We start from the raw sequence: 24,136 nt of genomic DNA, 5'->3' as shown, positions 1-24,136 counted from the left end.
CCAGCCAGGCCTCGTCCTGTGCCTCACTGACACAGTACGCGCGTTTGATGAATTCGAAGGCGTCATCGCGCGTGATGAGGTCGCGTTCAAGCGCTTCGTTGAATCCGTCGTACATATACAGTCGTTTCTCGGTTTCGTCTTCGTACAACGCATCATAGTGCTGGAGGAACAGCCCCACGAGGAGGCCTGGCATCGTCCGATCGATAGCGAACTGTGCCCATCGCTCGAGTGGGGTGGCCTCGACGAGGAGGTCTTGATATCGATGGTAGTGCTCGAAGCGAGTGTAATGTGAGCGGTCCCGTGCTCGCATCGCGTTGAATAACACGAAGACGGTCCCGGTGTGGTCGCGGCCGACCCGGGAATATGCCTGGATGTATTCTGCAGTGTTGCGTGGCATCCCGAAGAACGAGATGAAATTGAACTTATCGACGTCGACCCCATGAGAAATCATGCTTGTAGCGATGACGACGTCGATTGGGTCAGTGGGGTCATCGGCCTCGAGACGAGAGAGCGCATCTCGGACAACGTCCATGTCCGTCTCGCCGGTCAGCGCCACTGATGTAAGACGGTGATAGGGGTCGCCATATGCGTCGAGTTGGCGGTTTATCATGCGGCGGACCGACCGCTGGAGCATGTCGCTGTTTCGCTTCGCGATATTATACGAGACTTGGATGCGATACTCTTCGAGAAGCTCCTGGAGTATCGACCGACGTTCGTCCTTTTGCGATGGCAGGTCGAGTGGTCCTCCGAGATCTGTGTCACTGATGTCGAGCATCTCCGCGTGGAGAGCATCAGGGTTGGCCTGGAACTCCTGGATTATCCGTGCCCGTTCCCGGATGATGGTGTTGATGGCGAGGGTCCGGGAGACTGTCCGTGGGATTGCGCCGACCATCCGCCGGCCGAGTTCGTGAGGGTCTTCGTAGGCGTAGAAGGATTGATGTAAGCGAGGTCCGGGGGTCGGGAACGTATTGGATTCTTTCCAATACAGTGCGTTGACCTGGCTCTCAGCGCCCTTGATGGTGGCTGTGGCGGCGACGACCTTCATGTCCCACTCACCGTCGCTGTATCGGTTGATGAGTTCCTGAATGAAGGTCTCGTAATGTGAGTCGAAGGCGCCGAATTCCTCTCGAAGCAAGTGCAGCTCGTCTTGAATCAGTATCGACGGCGGATCCGTAGACCCCGCTGCTTCTGTGTGGTCGTTCGAACAGGAGTAATCGGAGCCATAGCTGTTCTCATCGGCGACCAAGCATTCTGATTCGCCACTATAGCCGTGCTCGGGACAGTGTGTTTTGACTTGGCCGAAGAGAGTGCGCATCCGGCGTTGCCAGCCGAGAATCGCAATCTTGTCGATGGTACTGACGACGAAGGTCGGGGTGTGTCGATACACCTCATCATCGGTGATATAAATCGGGAGTTCTGCACTCTCACCCCCTTGGCGAGCGACTTCATCGCAGTCGGGATTCCGGCATTCATGGATAATCCGCATCCGTTCCAGATCGCCTGTTATCTCGACGCTTTCGTTCCCACAATATGGGCACTCGGGGACAGTGAGCCATTCGTCCTTTGCCTCATCGTCCTCGATTGCTTTTTGCACATTGTTCGTGTCTGCTCCGGTGAAGTTCTTATTGTAGGTCTCGTTAGGTGTGTTCTGTTTCCCGACGAAGTACCCGACGCTGAATTCGTCACCCTCCATCTCTGGGTGGTCGCGTCGCACGGTCTCTGCGTGACAGAGGACGTCAGCGATGCGTTGGAGTTGTTGCAGGGAGAGTAATCGAAGGGGGAACTTGGTCAAGGCAGTCATGCCAAAGTCTTTCCCGCGGAGTCGATCATGGAATGCGGTGAAGGTCACCAGTCCAAGATAGGCTTCGGTCTTTCCACCCCCGGTTGGGAAGTAGATGACGTCGCCGATATCGAGTGCATCGTCGATGTCCCGGTCAGGCTCGGCCTGGGCGACGATATCTGGTATCGCCATGACGATGAAGACAATCTGGAACAGTCGCCAGTGATTGAACCCGAGCCGGTGGAAGGTACGATTGAGCGCGCGGAAGGCTTTTTCAACACGCTCGTCGTCTTGGATGAGTTCTCGACCTTGGTTGAAGCGGTCACGTTCGGCCTCGAACTCCTCAAGCATCTTCTCGAACTCTTCTCTTGCGGGCTTGGTCTTCGCGTCGGTCAGGACCTCGTCTTCGAGTTCGGTGTATTGCTCGTGCGCGAGCGCCATCTCGGATTCGATGTTTCCAAGTATCGAATCGATGTCGCCGTCGGCGAGCGCTTCAAAGGGCGCTTCGACGGTCTCACGGGAGAGATACTTCGGTTGTTGGTATACTGGAACGGTGGTGGTTCGGATTGCGGTGACTGGGGATTCTGAAAGTCGCTCTACCGCACAGTTCTTCCCGATTGCGTAGATGTTCCCATCGTACTGATAGCGGTCTCGAATCTCTTCAGAGGGGAACGAGTTGAATATCGGCTCTTCTGTCTCGACGGTTAGGGCCGCGTCGAAGAGATAGGCTTGCCAATCTTCACTGGGTTCCGTATCGGTATCGAAGTTCTCGCCATGGGTGTTCACGAGGGTGACGGACACGCCCAGCATGCCATCATCGCGCTCGGTCGCCGTTACGAGGACCTTCGCGCTCCACAGGGCGGGTATCGGATCGCCAGTGAATGTGGTATCCAGATGCTCTTGGAACGCGGCACGGTCGGTGAGGGCCTCAGGTGGCACGTCTTCAGCGTCCCATTCATCGATATCCTCACCAGGGTGGTGACAGATGCGGTCTGCATCGAGATATGCCTCTGCTGCTTGTTCGAGATCTGGTGTGACGGTACGCTCGATTCGTTCGTCCTTTCGGGCTTTATCTCGTATCTCGGTGCCAGAGATACTGATAGTAGAGAAATCGGGCGTCATTCGTTCATAGACTGAAAGAAGACTCTGAGGGTTTTCGGGGACCGTGTGACCGCCGTCGGCTCTGGCTTGGCGTTCCTCCTCCGTTAAATCGGGGTCTTCGTAGTTCGAAGAATCTAGGTCACCTTTCTCGAGTTGCTCTTCGTATGTGGGAAATCGCCGGTAGTACAGTTTCGCATCGGGCGTGAACTCGAAGGTGACCGCGTCGAGATCGTCAGGGTCAACGTGAAATTTGAAGCCGATACTGAATGGGGCCACGTCTTTCGCGATGTTCTGGAAGCTATCGTCCTCGCGTTTGGCCTTCTTGTAACGATATTGATTAGCGAGTACCCCAGCGAAACACCGATTGCTGGGATTGCTTCCGTAGAGTGTTTGTTGCGCATCACCACGGCCAGTAATCCGGTTCACCAGCCGGTCCGTGATTACCTTGTCGACTGCTTGATGACGGCGAAACTCAGGGTCTGCATTGATGTCGTACGCGGTATCCGGTGGGCGAGTATATTCTGGGTCCGACACCGGAGGAATCGTGTCAAACTTTGGCTGCACAGATAGTTCTCGGAAGGCGCTGACATAAGATTACTGGCAGATAGGATTCTCGTAGTGAATCAACAACAGCTGGAGAACCGGGATTTGATGCTGTCAGTCTGAGACCTCGGTGACACGGGCTACTTCATATCGGGTTGCCGAGTCAAGAATCTCTGCTCCCAACGCCGATTGCTCGTTCAGTGCAGATTGAATATGGTCTCTGAATGCCCGACCTTCATGGATATGTGCACCACGAATCTTCCGGAGTCCTTCGTCGATTCGCTGTCCAGCAGTGCCTGTGAGTTCCGAACGGTCGAATATCTCGCCGAGCTGCTGGATATCTTCGGCCTCACCCGGAGCCATGGTTAATCCTGCGTCGCGTGCAAGATCAAGGGGTCCATCAGCAACATCCACCGAGCGGAACCACTCGTTGATACGGTTCTTCCCCCGCTCGATGCCACCTTCCTTCGCTTCATCCGCCAAGTACTGGTAAACCTTCTCGTCAGGTACCTTTGCGTCGAGGTCCGCTCGTGTCTCCTCTAGAATCTCCGTGACAACAGCATACCACGTCTCCAGATGGGTTGTAAGCCCACCGCCAACATCGGCGTACTGCTCATCCAGCCAGTCGTCCCACAACCGATTCCACATCTCGTCATCTATCTGCACAATGACCTCATCGTCCATGAATTCGATAGGCGACACCCAATTATATCGCACTCCGTCCTCGCTGTTATTTTCCACAATGGCACGCTGTCCGGACTCCAAGAGTAACTGCTCTCCAGACGCGGTCTCGATACGGAATTCACGCTGTTCATACTCGTACCTATCCCGATCTGTTGCATATCTGTCCGCCATCCGAGACCCCTCCAACGACTGGGCAAGCCGCTCTTGGAAACCAGCCTTCGACCCACTCCCAGTACTGGACCCTATCTCGGCGTCACTCTCCGACAGGTCGTCATCAGGTGCCGCATCCTCATCGATTGGCTTGGGCCCACGCAGAGAGACATCCGGTTCCGGAATTGGATTGTACTCACCCTCTTGGAATACCTCGTTCAGTTCATCGACGAACCCCTGGGCATGCCGCTCAACCATCCGCTCCCACCGTCCATCATAGGTCAGCACTTCAATTGTCGATGCCGCGGGATGAAGCAGATAGCCAGCATGCTGTCGGCGTTGCGGTCCCGCCACGATGAGCGTATCTACCGCCCCCATCTCTCGGAGACTATCGGCGTCATGTATCTCGAGCCGCCCATCCTGAAGGTCAGCACGATCGATGATACCATCTTCCAGCAAACACTGTTTGAGCGCTTTCCGGAATGACCGGGTGGGCGTATAGATTGCTAGCGTTGTATCAGCGGTCAGGGCATCATCGACACGGTCCTGCAGTCGTTCATAGAGTGGATTCTGTTGTTCAAGTGTTCGGACGATGAACTCGAGTTGTTCCTTGACGTCAGAGATGCCAGCCTGTGCCATGAACTCCACATCTTCCCGGAATCTAGCAAGCTTGCCAAGATATTCATCGGTCGTGTATGACATGCGACCGCGTTCCGTGCCCCGGCGGCGTGCTCGAATCCAGGAATCGTATCTATCGGCGGGAACGGGCAGTCGCTCGAACCGCTGCAGATAGGAGAACGCCCGCCAGCCAGCGTGCTCAGCATCGAATTCAAGCAAATCGTTCACTGCATCATAGCCCTCTTCCAGATAGGGACGGACAGGTTCGGCATCGATGGAATCTATCTGGATATCTCGAGAGGTGGCCAAATCCTCGAACGAAGCATCGGCGAGCATCGGGGAGCCGCTGGATGTCTCATCTGAGACAGTGCTCTCGAGAACCTGTTGGAGCGCTCGGACGTCCGGAAGGGTGCTTGCAGTGTCGAGATTCGTGGGCAAGCCGTATCGAGGAACTCGGTTCCCCTCGAACTCGTTTTTCGTATAGAGACTGAACGTGTTAATCTTCGCTGTGTCAGACTGGCCGGTGGCGATATCGTCGAACAGTGATTCTTGTTCGGGTGTGACTCGCGCATGGCCATTGAAGAGGATTGTTGCAGCATCGGTCACATGGTCGAGATCGTCGCTTTGATCGAGTAACCAGAGTGTGGCTGGGGCAGATTCTGGGCCGGCATCTAGTTTGCGCGTGCCATCATATACGTAGCCATGGGGGAGCACTGTTTCGAGTGATGTGACTCGGTGCTGGGTGTCGATTAAGTCTGGCAATGCGAGGCCGTAGCGTCGATATTCACCTCGCAAATCGGTCTTGTATCCCCAGTGTTTGGATGTGCCGCGGCTGTAGAGGACAGTGTCCCGGTTCCTGGTGGCGCCCTCGAGGAGACACCCGACCGTCAGTGTCATCACCATCTGAGGCTCGAATACTGGCCAGGCAACTGGTATACTCCGACTATCCTCGATTACTGTCTGGAGCCGCGTATGGGTGTCACGCCCGATAGTATCAAGCGTGATTGATTCCCAGCCATCATCTGTCTGATACTTGAGGACGTCCAAGCTATCTGCCAGCCATGGAAGAGCAGGTTCAGAAGGAGCTGCTTCGAGGAGTTGTTTGAGATATGCCTGCGGGCTCGATACCTTTGCACCCGCCCATTGTCTGATGACTGTCCCAGCCGCGTCGGTGAGCATCCCGTCATCGCTCGCAACAGTTCCAATGGCGTCAATTCCCTCATCGAGAATCGTAGGAGCATGGGTGGCAATCGGTGTCAATATCGCCAAGGCACGTCGGCGACGGTTCTCATCGTCTGTGTCCAGCCACGACAGGTATCGGTTGCTTATCGATTCAATAGCCGATAGCTGACTCTCGGTACGTACCAGGGCGTCCACAGCATACTTGGCTGCCTCAAAGCGTTCTTCAGGGACATCAGGACTGATTTCGGCCGCCTCTGTAAGTGTCTCGACTGAGAGCTCATGTCGGGTATCGGTCCGCAAGATGTTGACCAAAGCGTCGCCGACCAGATCACCATTCTCGTTCTCCAACAGTTCGAAGAGCGTCGATTCATACGGAATCAACCGACCCGGCTGATATCGAGACAGATACAACAATCCTCGTGCGGCGTCTGAGGACGCGTCGACATCATGATTCTTGATTTCCGTTAGAATCCGGTCAGCCGCGGTACTCAGTCCATCCTCGATGGCATCCTGGACCTTCTGGACCTCGTTTTCGTACCGATTATCAAGATCCTTGATGGCCTTCATATGGGCAGAGGTCCCGAGGGCTCGAACCAACGATGCCCGTGCATCACTATCAGAATCGTCGACCAAGTCAAGAACCCTCGAGATAGACGTCTGGTCCAATTCGGCGAGACTCGTTGGTGTCGCCTGTGCGAGTCGAATCAGCTTTGTCTCAGCGTTCATGGCGAGAAGCGCATCATCACCGTCGATGATGGATAGAAGACCTGGCGCGACACACTGCGCGTCTTCTTCAGTGAGTTCTTCAGGCGTCAGCTTACTCAATGCCTCTTGCCTGATACCAAATTCGTCCGCTGTCAAGTCGTCTTCAATCTGCGAAGTGTCGTTCACGATTTCTCTTGAGTCCTCTTCATGAGTCATCAGCAGTCCCCCTCAGTCGACCGCAACTCATCGGCACCCACAAGTTGAAGCGATTGCAGTCAGCCTGAAATAGACAACGGCCAACAATCGGAGACTTAGTTGACTGCTCAGATATTATACGAACCAACAACCAAGCCGTTCTACGTCCACAAATCCTCGAACATCCGTGACAATATGAAACCGACGTGGTATTGCCACCCCGCCGATTCATTCATCACACATCGAGTGCCATGTAGAGACAGAACCAATGGCCCTCGAGACTATCCCAGAATCAATACGAGCGGATATGATAACCCGCCTCTTCGGGGCTTCCACCCTCATCCGATACGACTCCCTACTGGTGCCTGGGTACAACCCCCAACTTGGACTACTCGACTCTGTTACTCGTGAGTCGCCTGGAAGAGGATATCCAGAGATAACGCTCGTCGCATCGGACGAAGTATCTATTGAACAGAGTGGAGAAGATATCGGGACCCTCTCCTTCGAGCGGGACGATTTCTTGGATGAAGAGTTCTCCCAACCGGAACCGTTTGACTATATCCTCTGTCATCCACCTCAGATGGACTGGAACCGGCTCCCAGCCGAAAAGCGGGAGGCGTACGCTGCAAATTCTAGTCAAATTACACCGACCGATTCGTCCGTGTCTTCAGAGGTGCTCTACTTTGAGCAGGCGCTTCGGTGGCTCGCTAATGCTGGCCGTGCTGTCTTCCTGACCAGTCCTGAGTTCAAGATTCGAGAACATGATGCAGATTTCCGGGCCATGCTGTTCTATCACGTCGAGGACATCATCGAGTATACGCCGGAGGAATATCCGTCGCTTGATCAACGGTACATCGCGACTGTTCTTTCGAAGGAAGCAGATGAGGAGACAGCCCTCGCATTCAGATATGATCCCACCGAGTCGGAAGCGATGCTCGCACAGGAAATTTCGACAGACCGGCCTTTCACCGCGCGAGCGCTCATGACTCCAGACCCTGACTTATATGACCCAACCACACCCATCGCAGAGGCATATCTCGATCTCGTCTACAACGATTATGACGCCGCGCCGGTGGACAGTCCGAATGAGAATGCACCCCCGGAAGGATACATCTCCCGAGCAGCCATTCGAACCCAAGACGGTGGGACTGCCCAAGACCACCTGCAGTCGTTCTCTTCGGAAGTCCTCATCGATCCCGATACGGGTATCAGAGAGGTCATCCAGCGGTTAACGGAGACTCGGTTTATTTTCGTTGGCTCGGAATCTGATATTCGTGGAATCATAACCCGATTCGATTTGAATCGCCTCCCGGTCTATCTCTACCTGTTCGACTGCTTCTCCGAATTCGAAATCGGTCTCCGGCGCCTCATCCGCACAACGGTTCCAGACTGGGACACTATCCAGACCGTCTCCATCGCAACACGTCCAGAAGAGAGCGTGTTCAGCGATCGGATAGCGTGCGGTAAACTGGGAGACCTCATCGACATCGTCACCGAAGCTGGAGTAGAGAAGGAAATCCGGAGTGATATCAACGGGGCCGATATCACGTTGAACGATATCAAAAACCTCCGCAACCATGTAGCGCATTACAATCCGATTATTCACACGATGAGCGATTCTTCCACAGCAGAAGACGTGGCGCGGGGCGCTCGCCAGCTCGATAAGGAACTGGCATTCCTCCACGATTGCAATGCGGGCCTCAACTAACTCAGTCGAACGCATCCACTAGCCCCACAGCTCGATTTTTGCAGGTAATCCACACACTGCGAAAGAGTTGACATCGTAGCTATCCTACGCTGAGCTATGGTAGACCCGGGACGTGTCGAACAATTCCGAGTAGGCATACTCGAGTGGGCAGCCTCCAACATGCGCGAATTCCCTTGGCGTGACCCTGAGGCTACATTCTATGAGGTCTTCATGGCCGAAATGTTTCTCCGTCGAACTCGTGCCGATGTCGTAGAAACCATGCTCCCGGAGTTCTTGGATGCGTATCCATCACTGTCGGCGCTTCGGGGAACTGAGAAGGATGTTCTTGCCGACGTCATTCGACCCATGGGTCTACAGAACAAGCGTGCGCAGGGGTTGCGTGAACTCGCCGCGGAGATTGATGGCGATGAACTCCCACGAGACCGGGAGCGGTTGCTTGACCTCCCGCAGGTCGGACCATACGTTGCCAACGCCTCACTTTGCTTTGCGCTGGAGGAAGAACTGCCGATCGTAGATCGGAATGTCGACCGAGTATATAGGCGGGTATTCGGTGATGCTTGGGACACATTACGTGAGGAGGAACAATACCAGTTCGCCGAAGAAGTACTTCCGACGGGGGAGGCGCGTAGTTTCAATTTGGGACTCTTGGATTTCGCCTCACTTGTTTGCACGGCGAACGAACCAGCCTGTGGGTCTTGTTTCGCTAACGGCTATTGTCCATATTATCAAACTGGTGAATAGAACGATGAGAGTCCACGGAGACCATATCCGGCAGTTCTCCAGATGAGCAAGGCGAGTGCCTCGGGGCTTAATCCCGAGGCAGTTCACAATCTCACCGAATCGGCATCGAGAGACCAGACAGCCCAGAGTACAGTATTTCTCGGAATCTATCCGTTTTAAACACAATCGAGTGTATCCTGCAGACTCTGTTCGATACGACCCTCAGCAGCTGTTACATCGCTCATCGTTGCAATCACCGCCGTGTCTCGATGCTCGATACTGACCTGTGGCCGAACCGGAGTCCCAGCAGCACAGAGGAGTGCCGCTGTCCCCTCGCCTGGCGCCAGAAAGTCAATCATGTACCCCAGGAATCGGTAGAGCCCCGATGTATCGATGGATTCAGCCGTCTGGAACTTCGCATCCGCCACCCACACCGGACGTTTATCTTTCGCAAGCAAGAAATCCGGCTTTCCCACCTGGGCATTCGGCTTCCGGAAATCTGGCCCGACATGCCGAGACGAAGACACGCCATCAATCGAACGTACAGACCGATCATAGAACAGCGTCACATCCCCAGGGAAATCGTATCGCTTCGGTACCGGCAGCCGAGTCGAATCTTTCGGTTCGGACTCACCCAATGACCGCTCGAGGATACTGATGATACGCTCCAGACACCAGAGTTCATAGACGCGCTGTACAGGCTTGACCGCGGTATCAAAGCGGTCCTGCCAATCCAACTCGATACCCTTGTCCTGCTGAAACCCAAGCCACAGCCGCACCAGCTCGCGGACCGCAGCAAACTGGCTCGCCTGCATCCGCTCAATTTCGTCCGAGGAAGGAATATTCGCAGCCACAGCGTTCCCAACGACCTCACTGGGCAAGCGCTCATGCCGAACCTCACCATGATACTCGAACTGGCGTTCCAACCGATTATCATCGAGCTCGAAATCCTCGGCAAGCAGCCGAAGCTTCACAGCCAGCACCCGATGGAAGACTGCCAAGAGACGGGTGACCGGTGTGATAATCGAGAACGAAATCTCACGAGAGACAACCCGACCCGTCCCCCGCGCTTGCTCTTGGACGGTCCGCGCGAAATCCGGCGACCCCCGAAGCGAATACCCCACGCTTGTCTCGCGTTCGATACTCACCGGGAGCCGACTCTCGAAGAGCCGTTCGGTGAGCTGGATAAGTCGCCGGCTGTACGAGAGATACAACGTTTTCGCTTCACTAACGGCCTGTGGCAGTAGCGACAGAAGTGCAGCTGCGTTTCGAACACCGTAGGTGCCAGCCACACGCCGGGCACCCGCCACAAATTCATTGTATGTCTCAGCGTCGATATCTGATCCCTTCGCGGAGTTCTTCGCTGCAGGGAGGACCCGGACACCGCCAGCGAATTCACCAGCCCACCCGCCGGGAGCGAACGTATCCCCGTTCTTGATAGCAGGAGCACTCGCACCGGTCCCGATAGGCAGTTGCTCAAGGATCGAATCGAACGTGCGAACCTCCTCCTGGAGTCGCGACCAGTCCACAGCCGCTGACGATTCCTCGAGCGACTCCCGGCTGTGCTCTCCGAATGCTGGTATCTCTGCCGTCATCGCTCAGACGATGCCGACACCGAACTCTCGCTCTTCGATAATCGAGACACTTTGGGTCAACCCATACGCCTCGAGAAGGTCGACGAACTCTTGGAGCTTCGCCGTCGTCGACTCCTCATCACTATCAGGTCGACTGATAGCCTGCTCCTCTCGAATCCGCGTGAACACGGAATCCAACTGGGGAAGCAGATACGCGGTGACAGCCGTATCGAGCCACTCTCGAGTGACGCCCTCCGGAGCGATCATCTCCGCGACGGTCAGGAACTTCGCAACGTCGATGAAATGCGTGTGGCCGAGGGTCAAGAGCGATTCCTTCTCGAGGAACGCTACCAATCGCAGTGCGACCTCTAACCCGTCCGAGTCGTCGTACCCATACGCATCCGCTTCGCAGGATTGCTTGTAGGCTGCCTCGACACGCGCTGGTACCGCAAACACAGGGTCTATCGCCGCCGCATCTCTGGGATGCACTATCGGCGCTGGTTCGTCAACCAAGATGTCAACCGCGGTCAAATCTGACTGGACCGCACTCGAAACAATCTGCGAGCGGATGACATCGGCATTCGACGGCAGTTCAATATCAGCGTCAACAGAACGGTGGTCCGTTGGTGTCTCCGTGGTGGCCCCGCGAACGAGCGACGGCACGGGGACGAATCCGAACCGCCGGCGGAACGCACCACCGAGTGCGAAGAGCTTTGCCTGATCTTCGGTGTTCATCGTGCCGAGCAGTCGGAACGAAAGTGGCACCCAGGATTCGGTGTCGGCGTATGAGAGCGGTTGCTCTGTCCGATAGTCGATGTCGAGGAGCGTGAAGATGTCACCGAACGCCTGGTCGAGATTCGCGCGGTTGAGTTCGTCGAACAACAACCAGTGATGGCCGTTGGCCCGCCAGAGGCGCTCGGTGCAAGTTTCGACCGCGTCAGTGACGATGCCTGGATTCTCACGCCAGGACACCGACATTGCATCTGAATCGGCATCGGTGTCCGATTGCGTGTTCTCTCGGTCAGTGCCCGGTGCATACCCCCCGACGATGTCGTAGTTGGTGAGTTCAGCATGCGCGGTCGCGAGGCTTCGATTGACGCCAAAGCCTGCTTCTGCGAGTCGGGCGGCCGCTCTCGTCTTTCCGGTCCCCGGCGGGCCGTAGAAGATTGCGTTCTTTCCACTGACGAGGTGGATGGCGGCGGTGCGATAGACACTGGGTTGGAGCGCTTCATCCTTGAAGAACTGTTGGAGGGTCGCATGATAGCCTGGTGAGACCGATAGCGCTCGCGCGGTCTGGTATGTTCGACGGGCTGTATCGACATCTGGTGCGATTCGAGCGACTGGCGACGAGAACGGATCCAAGCCATTCTCCGGCGTGAATGCCAAGAGGCCGTTGTGCATCGAGACTGGGGTTGGGAACTCCCGATAATCGACCAGCGAAGCGATTTTGTACTGTTGGCCGCTCCGCCCGACCTCGAAGTCCCCATCGACCGTTTTGCCGAATGCACACCCCACCTTTGCACTCGCGACAATCTCATCGCCATCCCGAATCAGTGCGTACCCTTGGACGTCAGTGGACACGAGGAGGGCGGCCTGCTCGGGCGTTTCGTTCGGGTACCTCCCGGCGTATTTCACGCGCGAGTCTGGGGCTTGGTCGCCGGGGTCAGCGTTGTAGCCATCGTACTCGTGGACCACTGGTTTGAACGTACGTTCTTTGAGCTCTGCGCTATCGATGATGAGGAATTCCGGTGTCGGCGGGTCCACACCCTCCACATATCGTGTCTCCGTCAACGCCGTAATGAACGCATCAGCCCCACCGTAGTGCGTGATGGCCTCGTCTCGCACTCGGATGAGGCTCTCTCCGGTTGTATCCCTCGTGAACCACCACTGGGCGTCGGGTTTCACTCCAGCATCGTCAATGTAATAGGAGAACTCTGAATCGACCGCCTGCATCACCTCGTTGAACGCTTCGTACCCGGGCGAGTCAGCGGGATTCTCATAGTACTCGAGTGGGTCCGTCGAGAACCAGAGGCTGGTGAAGCCATCGTCACGCCAGAGCAACTCGGCCATCTCTGCATGGAGCGCGCGCTGGGTCGCATCGTTTGCTGGTTCGGGGAGGGCGACTGCAATCTCCTGTTTGTATCGGATTGCAGGGTCGCCACGGTTCGCCCCGCGTTCGACATACAGGACGTGATCGCCTGCGTCCATCGAGTCGACGGCCGCATGTTCACCGCGGGTGCCCCAGGCTGTGACTGACTCAGCATCCAAGAGACGTTTCAGCGTGTCCAGGGCTTGACTCTCGGCGTCGGACTCTTCGATGAGGTATTGTAGTTCTGCTCGCACCTCGGCGGACAGCGGCGTTGTCAAGCTCGTGCCGAGGTTCTGTCGATACGGGCCATCCGACCCTCGCTGAACGTATACATCAGGTCCACCCGCGGGATTCTGCTCGATTGACGCCAGCGATTCTTGTCGTGTGCTCGAGCCCCCATCCGGGAGTTCATTCTCAGGATAATCCGAGACACTTGCTGTATCTGCTGGTGGTTCCAAGCGGCCACCGTCTGCCATAATTTCATAGAGTTTCTGAATCGTCTCTGTATCCGGACGGTCGCAAGGGAGGACGGTCTTCGCTGGCGCGAATCGGTCTTTGTACCCGATTGCTTCGTTGAAGCTCTGTCGCGCCCAGCCATCGCCGGGCGTTGTCCAGTGCGCCCAGTCGACACTGACGTGGAATTCCTCAGAGTCACTTTCCGGGGCGACCTTCTCTTCAGAGGCGGTGACAGCCGTTTCATCCCAGGGCTCGGTTACCTTTCCGACAGCGAGATACTGGCCGGAGGGTTGATCGTACAGGAAGATGCGGTCGCCTGCACTCAATACCTCGAGCTGGGAGCCCCAGCGGTCCTTATCAGCGTACGCGGCGACAACCCCGATATCTTTGAAGAGTCAATCAAAGTCGATTTTAGGTTCATATTGACGATTTGTCTGCACAAAATACGCATCCGGCATGGATTATCCCAACAGTGATATCCGTCTCCCTTATACTTTCCTGCTACCGCCTTCCATCTCGCACCTCACGTCACCCCTGAGGTCCCCTGTACCATCCTACACGCAGACAGCATCGTGGATGTCTGAGTCTCGGCATTCACTCGAGTCTGGTGGCTGCGTTTGGAGCGTTGGTGGCCCGTGGTTCTAAGGCGATTTCGTTGGAGCATGGTGGTATGAGCGATGACTTCGACGACTTGCGGGAGCGGTATGCTGAGTTTGTGGCTGCCCGTGAGTGGGGTCAGTTCCATACGCCGCAGAATCTCGCGATGGCGGTGTCCATCGAGGCGAATGAACTCCTGGAGGAGTTTCTGTGGTTCAACAATCCTGCTGCCGAGCGGGTGCAAGAACGTACAGAGAAACATGAGGCTGTTCGGAAGGAGATTGCTGATGTCATGATCTACTGTATTGCGCTCTGTCACCAGCTGGATATCGACCCTGCAATCGCGATTGCGGCGAAGATGGAGGCGAATGAACACCGGTTCGACGAGGAGATAGCTGCCGAGATAACCGAGGAGCTCCAGCGCTGGCAGTAGTTACCAGCTATCGTTCCAATCTAGGAGTTTAAATTCCGCGTTGCATTGGTCGACTTGCTCGACGCATTCACTCAGTAATCGCCCGACGTTGCGATGGCTCTGGGTTCCTGATTCCGGGTCGAAGTCCGTACGAAAGCCAGGATTCACGCCGTAGATTGTATAGTCCCAAGTGGCTGGGTTGAACTCTGCTTTGAGTTCGTCATATTGCTTTTCTCCGCAGATGAAATGTTGGAGTGTCCCGGGTGTCCGGCGCTTGTCGACATGATCAACGAGCTTCATTTTGTCGACATATCGAAGCGACCGGACCGTTTGCTGATAGATATCCTTGAATCGACCCAAACTCACCCCCGCCGAATACCCACCCTTACAGTGATACAGATTAATGTCCCGCTCATCGACACAGAATTCGATGAAATCAGCCGCCTCACCACCCTCATCATCACAAAATAGAACATACTCATCTAAATCTCTCCTCTCCATCAACCACCGGACTAACGCCTCGAACACTGTACTCGGGTCATTGTTCTCCCATCGATTGGCCAGAGTCCCCTCATTATCCGAGTTGTACCAATCTGGTTTCTCATCTGCGCCCTCCTGAATATACTCACCCCAGTCGGGTGAGGAGGTTGCCGTGAACGTTGCTGGGTCAAAGCGACTCAGGTCAGTCTCCGACGAGTGTTGTTTCCCTCCGATGATTATCTCTCCATTCTCGAGGAAGAACACTGGCGGGTGCTCCTCTAGGAACTCATCCCCATCCATCCAACCAGAACGCCTTCTCGGGCCTCCAGTCGCGACCTCGAAGTCAGAAATCTCACCACCCCACGAATCCGCTGCCAAATCATATGAACACGACACCTCCAAATCTATCTCTTCGAATCGCATGACCGCAGTAAGCGAATCGCTCGATGCTGCGACATCCGTTTCGATGGTCAAGTCTGGCTTCACAGTTGTATCATCTGCTATATTATCGCCAGCAATCTCGATAGGCGTCCCAGCGAGCTTTGGATGGAGCGTGACAGCAAACGGCGACGCGGCAAAACAGTCAACTGGGTCGCCTGGATCAAGCGATTCCAGGTTCTGGATACCGGACTCAGTATCCGCAGTCAGCCGTTCGACCAGTGAATCACACCATTGTTTCAGTTCTTCGATAGACGCTTTCGAGTTCGACCACACCTTTGCTTTTCCACTGCTCACCCCGCGAGTTACCGTCTCTTCGTCTGATTCGAATGTCGCCAGCGTATGCCCATGCGCATAATTTCGTGCATCCGAATGGTGGACAGCTCCCTGCACGTCATCCCCATAGTACGCCTTGTACCCAGGTTGGCTTCCTGACGCAATCGACGTATTCGTCATTCCAGTCACCCTGTATTTGGGGTTCTCCAAGGACTGCAACACCCGAGACAGCTGCCCGCCGTCAACACGACGCAACTCCTCACTATCTTCGACAACCACCTCCCGGAGCTCCTTCATCTGGCCCGTATTCGAGGTACTTTCAAACAACAAATCCGTTTCGGCGGGACTGTAGAACAGATGGAGATCGTACTGTTTTGTTTCAAGAATGGTATCAGTCCCCCAGATTGGGGACTCAGAATCTGTAGTAATGAAGCCCCGCAAATTCGACCACGAGTCAAGAGCTAATTCCATCACATCGAATCCAACGTCAGTGACGTCTCCGTCGACAATAGCCTCAGTTCCAGCCGTGGAGAGGACGGTGACTGACTGGTACAGATTGATGTTATCCGGATTCACTGCGGCCGGGGATTCAGCCCGTGAGCCGTGCTCAGGCCACCATTGATCATCGATATATTCGGCTCTGTTGAAATCCTCGGAGTGTTACAGGTTCGCCCGGTAGTTTGACTGAATGCAGGCCCTCCCGAAGTCGCGGTTACTCCGGTTTGTTGAGCAGGCGTATCACTTGGCTCGGCGAGCTGTCGCTCGGTACTCCTCGAAGTTCTCGAAACGCCGGTACACACTCCACCAACACATCGTTCTGCTGTGTCTCAAGGTTCGGAAGAATACGACGTACCGAACGCTTCTCGACGAACTCATCGAGATGCCCCGGATTCGGAGCGCCATCGACCTTGAGGAACTTCCGTCTCCCTCGACGCTGTGTAAGGCGTTCAATCGGCTTGATATGGCGGTTTGGCGTGTCCTACTCAACCTTTCTGTCACACTCCTCCCGACCAACGGTGTCGTTGGTATCGACGCCTCCGGCTTCGACCGGAGTCACGCCTCAAAGCACTACACGAAGCGAACGAAGTTGACGATTCAGCAGTTGAAAGTCACGCTTCTCGTAGACACGAAAGTGAACGCAATCATCGACTTACACGTGACGACCACGCGAAAACACGATTCGCAGGTTGCGCCGTCGCTCATCAAGCGAAACACCGGAGAAGTAGCGGTTCTTCTTGGCGACAAGGGATAAGACGACCAGAAGATTCGGGCGTTAGCCCGTGAAACTGGTGTTCGTCCGGTCATCAAGCATCGAGAATTTTCGTCACTTCACAAGGCGTGGAACGCTCGACTGGACGCCGATCTCTACGGTCAGCGCAGTCAGAACGAGACCGTAAATTCTCGCCTCAAACGCAAGTACGGGGCATTCGTCCGCTCACGGCGCTGGTGGAAGCAGTTCCGTGAACTCGTTGTCGGCTGTCTCACTCACAACATCGACAAGGCACTCTGAACGTTAGATACAGGCGAATTGCCTAACGGCTGTTTCAGTAGGAAACGTTTCGAACCAATAGGAGTTAACCAGAGCCACTTTTGCCACTCGACCATTGGAACCAAGGGAAGCGTAACCCGGAAAATCAACGAATATTGCCCAGTGAGTAGAGGTCAAGAGAGAACCACTCAGGTGCCACAACGTCATCCACGAGCTGACTCCCACCGATAGTCGTGAGTACGTAACCCGTGATCATTATTGGGGCATTCATCTCCGCACGACAGGTTGCAGCTTCGGGACCAAACTGGATTGCATTTTCACCCAAATTATACGCGAATTGCCACTGGCTACCCGTGACTTGAAGGCAGTATAAGCTCGAAGTGACGCCGACGACGAACGTAACAACCCCGGCTACGATGAGTAGTGACTTCGCTACAAGCCGATAACGACGGGTGACGAGACTGCCTGCGAGTGGAAGAAGCGAGAGGCCGATAAGATACGGGAACAGATACGTTTCAAACCCCCATCTTGTACCTAACGTGAGATACACGGAAACCGACAGGAGGAGGGCCGTAATCACACCGATAAGTGAAATACCGATTACTGAGCGGAGATCCACCATATCCCAAATTATCAGTATGGCTGTATAAACGCTTTCTGCTACTGTAGATATGGGAACAGTAGATAGTGGGCCGGAATCAGAGCAAAACCTCGGGGGCGCTTGCTTCCGAACACGCATCGCTCAGGCACGCTTCGTTAGGTTCGCTGATTGGACTTAGCGATTCAACTCGATGCCGGCTTCACGGTACATGGAAAGACGAGGGATTCGGGTCTCTGTACGAGCACGAAGCGTACAACAAATTTAGCGAAAGAGTACAGGTTTGTCGTATGAGTGCTTCTTCAATTCGAAGCGGGAGAAATCGCGGGTTTGCTGGACTCTATCTCCCAGGGACGCCTTTGGCTACCTCTTCTTACAACCCACCGAAACGAGTTACCTCTCATATTGGTTCCAGTTTCAAGTCGCCAACGAACTCCTATTGCTGCCTGGGCTAACGACCGCAGCAGCAGTGGTAACCCACGTTTCAGCAAGATTATTGACCGGAGAGTCTGGGCGTGATTTAGGACAATTCCCTGGAATCACGACTGTGTTCATTCAGAGGTTGGGATATCTCGAGGTGTTCGAACGCGACGAGTTGCCCGCCGGACGTGGGCGTGCAGTCCGGTTCGGCGTTCGATGCACGGATCGCGGACGTGTGTGTGTCGGTCTCCGGGTGGTCGACGGTGGCCGGTGGGTTCGAGGCCGACTGACCTCACGCCGTCTGCGTGGCGCTCAGACACGTCATCCCAGCCCGTAGCAGGTTTCGACGCCGGACACCCATGCCCGAGTCGTCTAGATGGACACCTGTAAACGCCTCGTTCCACGCCGTCCACATTTCGCTCGTCCCGTATCGCGAGGACACCAGCCGCCACGCATCACGTGGTTGGGAGGCGGGCGAGTTTGGCGGTGCCTTGGTGGCTGGCGTAGAGGGCGTCGTCGGTGGCGGTGATGGCGATGTTGTAGGAGTCGGGGTCGTGGCGCCAGCGGCGCTCGCCGGTCGTGGGGTCGTAGGCGCCGGCGGTGGTGCCGCCAGCGGCGTAGAGGACGTTTCCGGTGCGACCGAAGGCGTCGACGCGGCCGCCGGTCGGGATGTCGGTGGTGGTCTGCCAGCGGCGGGTGCCGTCGTGCTCGAAGGCGTCGAGTCGGACGACGATACCGCCGTCTGGGTCGTCGACCGAGCTCGCGGCGAACACCGCGTCCGCGGTCGGGACGACGCGTTCGAGTTCGTATCCGACGGGTTGCCGCCAGCGAATCCGGCCGTCGCTGCGGTCGAGGGCGACCAGTTGGTCGGCTTGGTCGCGGCGTTCGACGTGGACGTAGACGCTGGTGTCGAGCCAGAGTGGTGACTGGAAGCCACGTCCGATTCGCCCTGGAATCTCGGTCTCCCACAGTTGACTCCCATCTCGGGTGCGGTGGAGGCGGACGACCGACCGCGGGGCTGTCGCGAGCTCGGTGCCGTCGGTCGCGACGTTCGGTAGGACGTCCCGGGTGGGTGTCTCCCAGCGAGCGTCGCCGGTGGCTGGGTCGAGCGCACGCAGCTGGTAGGCGCCACCGGGCGTCTCGCGTGGGAGGATGCAGACCGTGTCGGTGAGCGTCGGCGGGTGATACCCACGCCGAGGGTACTGGAAGCGCCGGGTGCCGTCGTGGGCGTCGTAGCCGGTGATGGTGTCAGTCTCGCGTTCGATGCCGACCAGGAGCGAGCCACGACGGGCGAGCCACCGGTGTTCTGCCTGTCCGGGCTCCGTCCACAGCTGTTCGCCGTCCAGACTGACAGTGTAGAGGTCGCCGTCCGTGCTCTGCACGTGCACTGGGCCGCCCGTCGTGGGGACAGCGGGTTGGGTGTCGATCGGGCCGCCGGTCTGGTAGGTGAACGCGCGGTCGCCGTCGCTGCCGAAGCCGTGGAGGTGTTTGTCCTGGGCGCCGACGAGAACGTGGTCGGCGGTGGCCGCCGGCGGCCCCACTCGCGAAGCCGCTTCGAGTTCGCGCACCCAGACGGGTTGCATGCCGAGCGAGAGGCTGGGCAGGCTACAGCCCGCTGTGGCGGCGATGCCGACGGTGGCAAGGGCGCCGAGTGCGCGGCGGCGGCTCACGCCACGAGTGCGCTTTGCGCTCGGCTCAGTGCGCGCGTCGTCGCGAGCGGGGGCGTCCTCAGGCATCGGTGATCGCCTCCGGGGCGACCTTCGTCAGGCCGAACGTCTGCCCCAGGTAGACGGCATCGCCCGCTACCTGGAGCCACGTGGGGTGGCCACCGTCGACGTGCGATTCGTCGAGTTGCACAGCGCGAACGCGGGTGCCATCGCGCTCGTGGACGTACAGCGTCGTCGGCGAGTACGGGATCGTGCCGCTGTGGCCGCGAACGCGTCGCTTCCCTCCGACGAGGGTGACGAGTCGGTCACGAATCAGGTACGGGCCGTGGGTGATGGCGTTGGCGAGTTCGTCACGCCAGCGCTCGCGGCCCGACGCGGCGTCGAACGCCCGCAGCACGTAGTCGGCGCCGCCGACGTACACGTGGTCGGGAGTGACGAGTGGCGGTGCGAACACCGTGTTCTCGAGTGACCCTCGCCACGCCACCTGGCCGGTGTCGGCGTCGAACGCGAGCAGTTCCTCGGTGGCGGCGCCGACCACGGCCAGGCCGTCCGTTGCGGCGACGCCGGAGAGCGGCGCGCCGACCTCGTGGGTCCAGGTGACGCGACCGTTCGAATCGAGTGCGACGACGCGGCCATCGACCAATGGCGCAATCACGCCCGAACCGGCTCGTGTGGGTGGACCTGAGAGCGACGCGGTGAGGTCGTGGGTGAAGTGGTCGTCGCCGGTGTCGCGGTCGAGGGCCAGCAAGCGGTCGCGGACGTCGTCTTCGGTCCCGGAGATGGGGAGGACGACGCTGTCGGCGAGTGGAATCGGCGCGTAGTCGACGACGCCGGGGTCGGCCGCGTCGACATCCTGGAGGGGGCGTTGCCAGACGACGTCCCCGCTGGCGGCGTCGACGGCGACCGCCGTCTCGGCCATCGAGAACGCGAAAGCGCGACCGTCAGCGACGGCGAGGGGTGACTTCAGGCCTTTCTGGACGGTCACGGTCCAGGTGGTGTCGCCCGTCGTCGGATCGAGCGCCGCGACGAGCGGGTCGTCGGTGAAGGGACTGGTGGAGCCCGCGAGAAGGTGGCCGCTGGTGGTGGCAACGCCGGCCGGCTCGTCGATGCCGCTATGCCACGCTCGTTCGATGGGGAAGTCCTCGCCACCCGTGAGGGTGGTGCAGCCGGCGGTGCTGGTGGCGAGACCGACGGCTGCGGCGAGGGCGCGACGCCGCGTCATGGAGGGCATACAACCCGGCGTTCCGGGACCAGCGGTATCAGTCTTGTCTCAGCGGTCGCCGCCACCGCGGTCACTCGAATGGAGCCACGCCACTCGGGGATGCGGACCAGCCCGGGTCTTCCGGGTTCTTGCTGCTGGAACTACCACCGTCTCTCGCCGTCGCTGTACAAGTCGCCTACTTGCGGCTGCTCGATGCGAGTGTACGAGAGTGCTAGTCGAGGAAGGTCCGGAGTTGGACCACGTATGGGCTGTTCTCCCAGCTCCGATGGGAGCCGATCGTCGTGAGGAGCGTCTGGGCCTGTTCGTGCGTCATGTGGTCGTTGCGCGCGTAGTCACAGATGAGGCGAGGTGTGGGGATGATGCGAGGCCCGGTGAGGACAGCATGGATGAGCGCAAAGTTCGTGCCGCCGAACTCGTCGGTGAGAAACCCATCGACAGCAAGACTGTTCGCGAGGACGATACCGTCAGTTTCGCCAGCATCGAGCCCATACGTTGGCCGTGTATCTGGCGCGTCCGCTCGTTCGTACGGGTCCTCGACCGTGTAGTAGGTACTGGCGGCGAGGACGTTTGCGGCGGCAGCAGCGTGAATATCCTGGTGCTGTGTGAGCGTTTCGAGTTCCGAGACGACCTCGGGTGGCACCGTGACCGTACACGACGTCAGCAGAAACTGGAGGGGGTCAGGCATCGACCTCGTGTCGTAGTTAGGGGCAGCACTTGGAACTGCGAGACTGACGAGCGCACTCGTATCCGCAACGACCGTCTGGAGCAGTGGCCGACTCATCTCGACTCCTGATGACCGTCCTCACCAGCGGTCGTCACGTCGCCGCCATAGACATCGGCGTCTTCAGGTGCCGCAAGGTCGAGTGGGTCGCCCTCTAAGTCCGCTTTCAGGAGCCGTAGGCGTTGAGCTGTTTCGGCGCCAACGAGTTGCTTCACCGTCTCGAACTCGAGTTGGTCGTCGTAGTACTTGGTCGCCACGAGTTCCTGGAAGGTCTCGCTCTCGGCGGTCTCCTCGAGGTACTCGCGGATCGCTTCCACGAGCAGGTCCGTTCGATCTTTGTCGAAGAGATCCGCAATCGCATCGAGGCGTTCCACGAGGTACTCCGGGGATTGGAAGTGCACCCGCCGAGGTTCGTCACTCGCACCCATCTCATGTGCAAGTATTGCTCACAGCAGCATAGGTGTTGGGTCCTCATGCACAATCCTTGCACATCGATTCGGGACGGTGTGGGATGGGTACCTGGCTCGACGAGTAACCCTCGGGAGTCGGTCGTCGCAGAGTTCGGTTCAGACGCTCGAGGCCACGATTGCTAGCAGAAGCACCTAGAGCCTCGCATTACTCGCAGATCGACCTCGAAGGGGGCGAGAGGGCGGGTTGCTGCCCTCGATCGGCGTATCGAAACGGTTCAGGCACATCTCATCGCGTTGGATTCGGCTCTGAATCTTTGGGAGTCGGAGCGGTCCGGGGCTTTGAGAGTCGGGCGGCGCGGGTTGTGTGGTTGTACGCGGCGGGGGGTTGGGAGAGGGCTGTCAGGTATCGCGCCACTTGTGGCCGCATTCGACGCACGTGAACAATCGGACCTCGTAGGAGCCGCCCGGCTTCGGCATCATCTCGGAGTACGCCCGGTCGCTGTCGCAGTCCTCGGCCGGACAGGGCTCCTGGACCGTCTCGGTCGAGTCCTGGGTCGCGTCGGCCACGTCGGGTGCCCCGTCGTCCCGTTGTCCATCCTGGGTCGCCATCGCCGCTTCCGCCTGCGAGTCCCGCGGCTCCTCGTTCTCACAGGAGCGACACACCCACGTCTCGTCCTCCGTGTGCATCAGCGACCCGCACTCGTCACAGAACTTCATACACCGTGCGAGTACAGGGTAGTCGGGTAAATGTGTTAACTTCCGGTTCGTCGGAGAGTTCGGGCAACGGAAGGACTGCGTGAGGCGATGGGTTGGCGGAACAAGGCGTGATATCGTTCACTATCTCGACTGCGAGAGGAATTCCAGGAAGGTACTACTCGTTGGGGTGTTCAGTCGGCCGTGGTCGGGTCGAACGCCGGTCCGTGGACGACCAGTACCGTCCAGTACACGTCCTCGTCGTACCGGACGAGGTACGGGCCGCTCAAGTCGCCCTCACCGGACTGGTTCAGGGCGTGGGCTTGCTCGTGGTCGCGGAACTGGTCGGCGAGTGCCACGAAAGCGTCGGGTGGCGTCTCGTCCGGGCCGACGATGTAGTGCTCGTCCGAGATGGCGGTCTCGACGAACTCCGTCTGTTGCGCCGAGAGGTCCGTGAGCGGGAACGCGAAGCGCTCGCGCATCCGACGGCCGTACTCGCTAGCGGACCCGATCGTCTCCGCGGTGTATCGGTAGGTGTGCAGTGGTGCGTCGTAGGCGTCGTCGACGACCCATTCGGCTTCTGCGCCGTCGGCCCACGTGATGTACTCGTACGCCGAGTCGGGGACTAGGACGGATGCGTCGCGTTCCGTGTCTGTATAGTGGAAGCTGGTGCCGATGCCGACGGGGTCGCCGTCAGCGAGCCCGGCAGCTTCGAGTTGCTCTTGGTCGACGTCGGGGAGGTCCGAGAACCGGATTGCGGTGTCGTCGTTCACCGAGCCGGTGACGACGTCGACCTTGACCGAGTAGCTGGTCCCAGGGGTGGTGTCGACGACGTCGGCTGCGAGCTCGTAGACGTGGTCGTCGTAGAGCAGGTGCTGCTGGGGTGGCAGTGGCTCCCGAAGGCCCTTCGTGGTGGTTCCGCCGTCGAGAATCCGGTCCATCAGCCGTGCGTCCGCGTCGGTCTCTGCAGCGGTGTCGATGGTGTAGAGGACCTCGCCGGGGAGTGCGGCGTCGGGGAGTGGGTCGAGGCTGAAGCGGACTGTAGGTGCTTCAGCAACGGCTGGACCACCCGTACAACCGGTCAGGAATCCGGCGGTGGTTGCTCCGGCTGCGGTGAGGAGGGCGCGGCGACGCATGCAAGATACGTCTTCGAGAACCGTCAAGTGCCTTGTGCAGGCATCGGCACTGCACTCTCCCTCGCAGCTGGC

Annotated in this window: 15 protein-coding genes and 1 pseudogene; 4 read left to right on the top strand and 12 right to left on the bottom strand. The window is 57.9% G+C overall.

The genetic code is table 11. From position 1 onward, the window contains the following. Both LI336_RS20475 and LI336_RS19205 read right to left on the bottom strand, forming a co-directional pair. Positions 1-3,445, bottom strand: a 3,445-nt coding sequence (locus tag LI336_RS20475) for a helicase-related protein (RefSeq protein WP_227134788.1), incomplete at its 3' end; no start/stop codon positions are given. Positions 3,446-3,538: 93 nt separating this feature from the next. Next, positions 3,539-6,979, bottom strand: a complete 3,441-nt coding sequence (locus LI336_RS19205; protein ID WP_227134787.1) for a hypothetical protein — start codon at positions 6,977-6,979, stop codon at positions 3,539-3,541. Between the two features lie 247 nt (positions 6,980-7,226). Here LI336_RS19205 and LI336_RS19200 point away from each other — a divergent pair, with 247 nt between their 5' ends. Further along, positions 7,227-8,666 (top strand): CBS domain-containing protein, encoded by a 1,440-nt coding sequence (locus LI336_RS19200; protein ID WP_227134786.1) that lies wholly within the window; start codon positions 7,227-7,229, stop codon positions 8,664-8,666. A gap of 96 nt (positions 8,667-8,762) precedes the next feature. Beyond that, the gene (locus LI336_RS19195; protein ID WP_227134785.1) at positions 8,763-9,407 is read left to right on the top strand and encodes an HhH-GPD family protein; all 645 of its coding nucleotides are present in this window, start codon (positions 8,763-8,765) and stop codon (positions 9,405-9,407) included. A 155-nt stretch (positions 9,408-9,562) separates the two neighbouring features. Here LI336_RS19195 and LI336_RS19190 read toward each other — a convergent pair whose 3' ends face one another. Then, positions 9,563-10,678, bottom strand: a complete 1,116-nt coding sequence (locus LI336_RS19190) for a hypothetical protein (RefSeq protein ID WP_227134784.1) — start codon at positions 10,676-10,678, stop codon at positions 9,563-9,565. Between the two features lie 306 nt (positions 10,679-10,984). After that, positions 10,985-13,831, bottom strand: a complete 2,847-nt coding sequence (locus tag LI336_RS19185) for an AAA family ATPase (protein WP_227134783.1) — start codon at positions 13,829-13,831, stop codon at positions 10,985-10,987. A gap of 344 nt (positions 13,832-14,175) precedes the next feature. Between LI336_RS19185 and LI336_RS19180 the strand changes: the two genes are divergently transcribed. After that, entirely contained in the window at positions 14,176-14,535 is a 360-nt protein-coding gene (locus tag LI336_RS19180) for a nucleotide pyrophosphohydrolase (protein ID WP_227134782.1), read from the top strand. On the opposite strand, the gene LI336_RS19175 is transcribed toward LI336_RS19180, so the two are convergent. After that, positions 14,536-16,284 (bottom strand): hypothetical protein, encoded by a 1,749-nt coding sequence (locus LI336_RS19175; RefSeq protein ID WP_227134781.1) that lies wholly within the window; start codon positions 16,282-16,284, stop codon positions 14,536-14,538. It abuts the gene before it with no gap. A gap of 112 nt (positions 16,285-16,396) precedes the next feature. Between LI336_RS19175 and LI336_RS19170 the strand changes: the two are divergent. After that, positions 16,397-17,218 (top strand): annotated as a pseudogene (locus LI336_RS19170) (IS5 family transposase). A gap of 124 nt (positions 17,219-17,342) precedes the next feature. On the opposite strand, the gene LI336_RS19165 reads toward LI336_RS19170, so the two are convergent. From LI336_RS19165 to LI336_RS19135, 7 genes are all read right to left on the bottom strand, one after another. After that, complete coding sequence (locus LI336_RS19165) at positions 17,343-17,819, bottom strand: hypothetical protein (protein WP_227134780.1); 477 nt, start codon at positions 17,817-17,819, stop codon at positions 17,343-17,345. A gap of 851 nt (positions 17,820-18,670) precedes the next feature. Beyond that, on the bottom strand, positions 18,671-19,951 hold the full coding sequence (locus LI336_RS19160; protein WP_227134779.1) for an outer membrane protein assembly factor BamB family protein: 1,281 nt from the start codon (positions 19,949-19,951) through the stop codon (positions 18,671-18,673). Beyond that, positions 19,944-21,113, bottom strand: coding sequence for an outer membrane protein assembly factor BamB family protein (locus LI336_RS19155; protein ID WP_227134778.1), 1,170 nt, complete (start codon positions 21,111-21,113; stop codon positions 19,944-19,946). The genes LI336_RS19160 and LI336_RS19155 overlap by 8 nt, the downstream gene beginning before the upstream one ends. A 202-nt stretch (positions 21,114-21,315) precedes the next feature. Next, on the bottom strand, positions 21,316-21,885 hold the full coding sequence (locus tag LI336_RS19150; RefSeq protein ID WP_368408401.1) for a hypothetical protein: 570 nt from the start codon (positions 21,883-21,885) through the stop codon (positions 21,316-21,318). Then, positions 21,882-22,253 (bottom strand): ribbon-helix-helix domain-containing protein, encoded by a 372-nt coding sequence (locus LI336_RS19145; protein WP_264475555.1) that lies wholly within the window; start codon positions 22,251-22,253, stop codon positions 21,882-21,884. Before LI336_RS19145 ends, LI336_RS19150 begins: the two co-directional genes overlap by 4 nt. Positions 22,254-22,634: 381 nt before the next feature. Continuing rightward, entirely contained in the window at positions 22,635-22,952 is a 318-nt protein-coding gene (locus LI336_RS19140; RefSeq protein ID WP_227134775.1) for an RPA12/RPB9/RPC11 RNA polymerase family protein, read from the bottom strand. Positions 22,953-23,122: 170 nt separating this feature from the next. Further along, positions 23,123-24,064 (bottom strand): hypothetical protein, encoded by a 942-nt coding sequence (locus LI336_RS19135; protein WP_227134774.1) that lies wholly within the window; start codon positions 24,062-24,064, stop codon positions 23,123-23,125. Positions 24,065-24,136: the final 72 nt, after the last annotated feature.

It is taken from the genome of Halorubellus salinus, assembly GCF_020567525.1.
GTDB classification, from domain to species: Archaea; Halobacteriota; Halobacteria; order Halobacteriales; family Natrialbaceae; genus Halorubellus; species Halorubellus salinus.
The sequence above is the reverse complement of the archived record's forward strand: the minus strand, read 5'-3'. Positions and strand labels throughout refer to the sequence as shown.

Excerpts from the sequence above, each read along its gene's own strand:
- LI336_RS19135 (WP_227134774.1), bottom strand. The coding sequence starts at position 24,064 with ATGCGTCGCCGCGCCCTCCTCACCGCAGCCGGAGCAACCACCGCCGGA.
- LI336_RS19150 (WP_368408401.1), bottom strand. The coding sequence starts at position 21,885 with ATGAGTCGGCCACTGCTCCAGACGGTCGTTGCGGATACGAGTGCGCTC.
- LI336_RS19180 (WP_227134782.1), top strand. The coding sequence starts at position 14,176 with ATGAGCGATGACTTCGACGACTTGCGGGAGCGGTATGCTGAGTTTGTG.
- LI336_RS19165 (WP_227134780.1), bottom strand. The coding sequence starts at position 17,819 with ATGGTGGATCTCCGCTCAGTAATCGGTATTTCACTTATCGGTGTGATT.
- LI336_RS19145 (WP_264475555.1), bottom strand. The coding sequence starts at position 22,253 with ATGGGTGCGAGTGACGAACCTCGGCGGGTGCACTTCCAATCCCCGGAG.
- LI336_RS19140 (WP_227134775.1), bottom strand. The coding sequence starts at position 22,952 with ATGAAGTTCTGTGACGAGTGCGGGTCGCTGATGCACACGGAGGACGAG.
- LI336_RS19195 (WP_227134785.1), top strand. The coding sequence starts at position 8,763 with ATGGTAGACCCGGGACGTGTCGAACAATTCCGAGTAGGCATACTCGAG.
- LI336_RS19160 (WP_227134779.1), bottom strand. The coding sequence starts at position 19,951 with ATGCCTGAGGACGCCCCCGCTCGCGACGACGCGCGCACTGAGCCGAGC.
- LI336_RS19155 (WP_227134778.1), bottom strand. The coding sequence starts at position 21,113 with ATGCCCTCCATGACGCGGCGTCGCGCCCTCGCCGCAGCCGTCGGTCTC.
- LI336_RS19200 (WP_227134786.1), top strand. The coding sequence starts at position 7,227 with ATGGCCCTCGAGACTATCCCAGAATCAATACGAGCGGATATGATAACC.
- LI336_RS19205 (WP_227134787.1), bottom strand. The coding sequence starts at position 6,979 with ATGACTCATGAAGAGGACTCAAGAGAAATCGTGAACGACACTTCGCAG.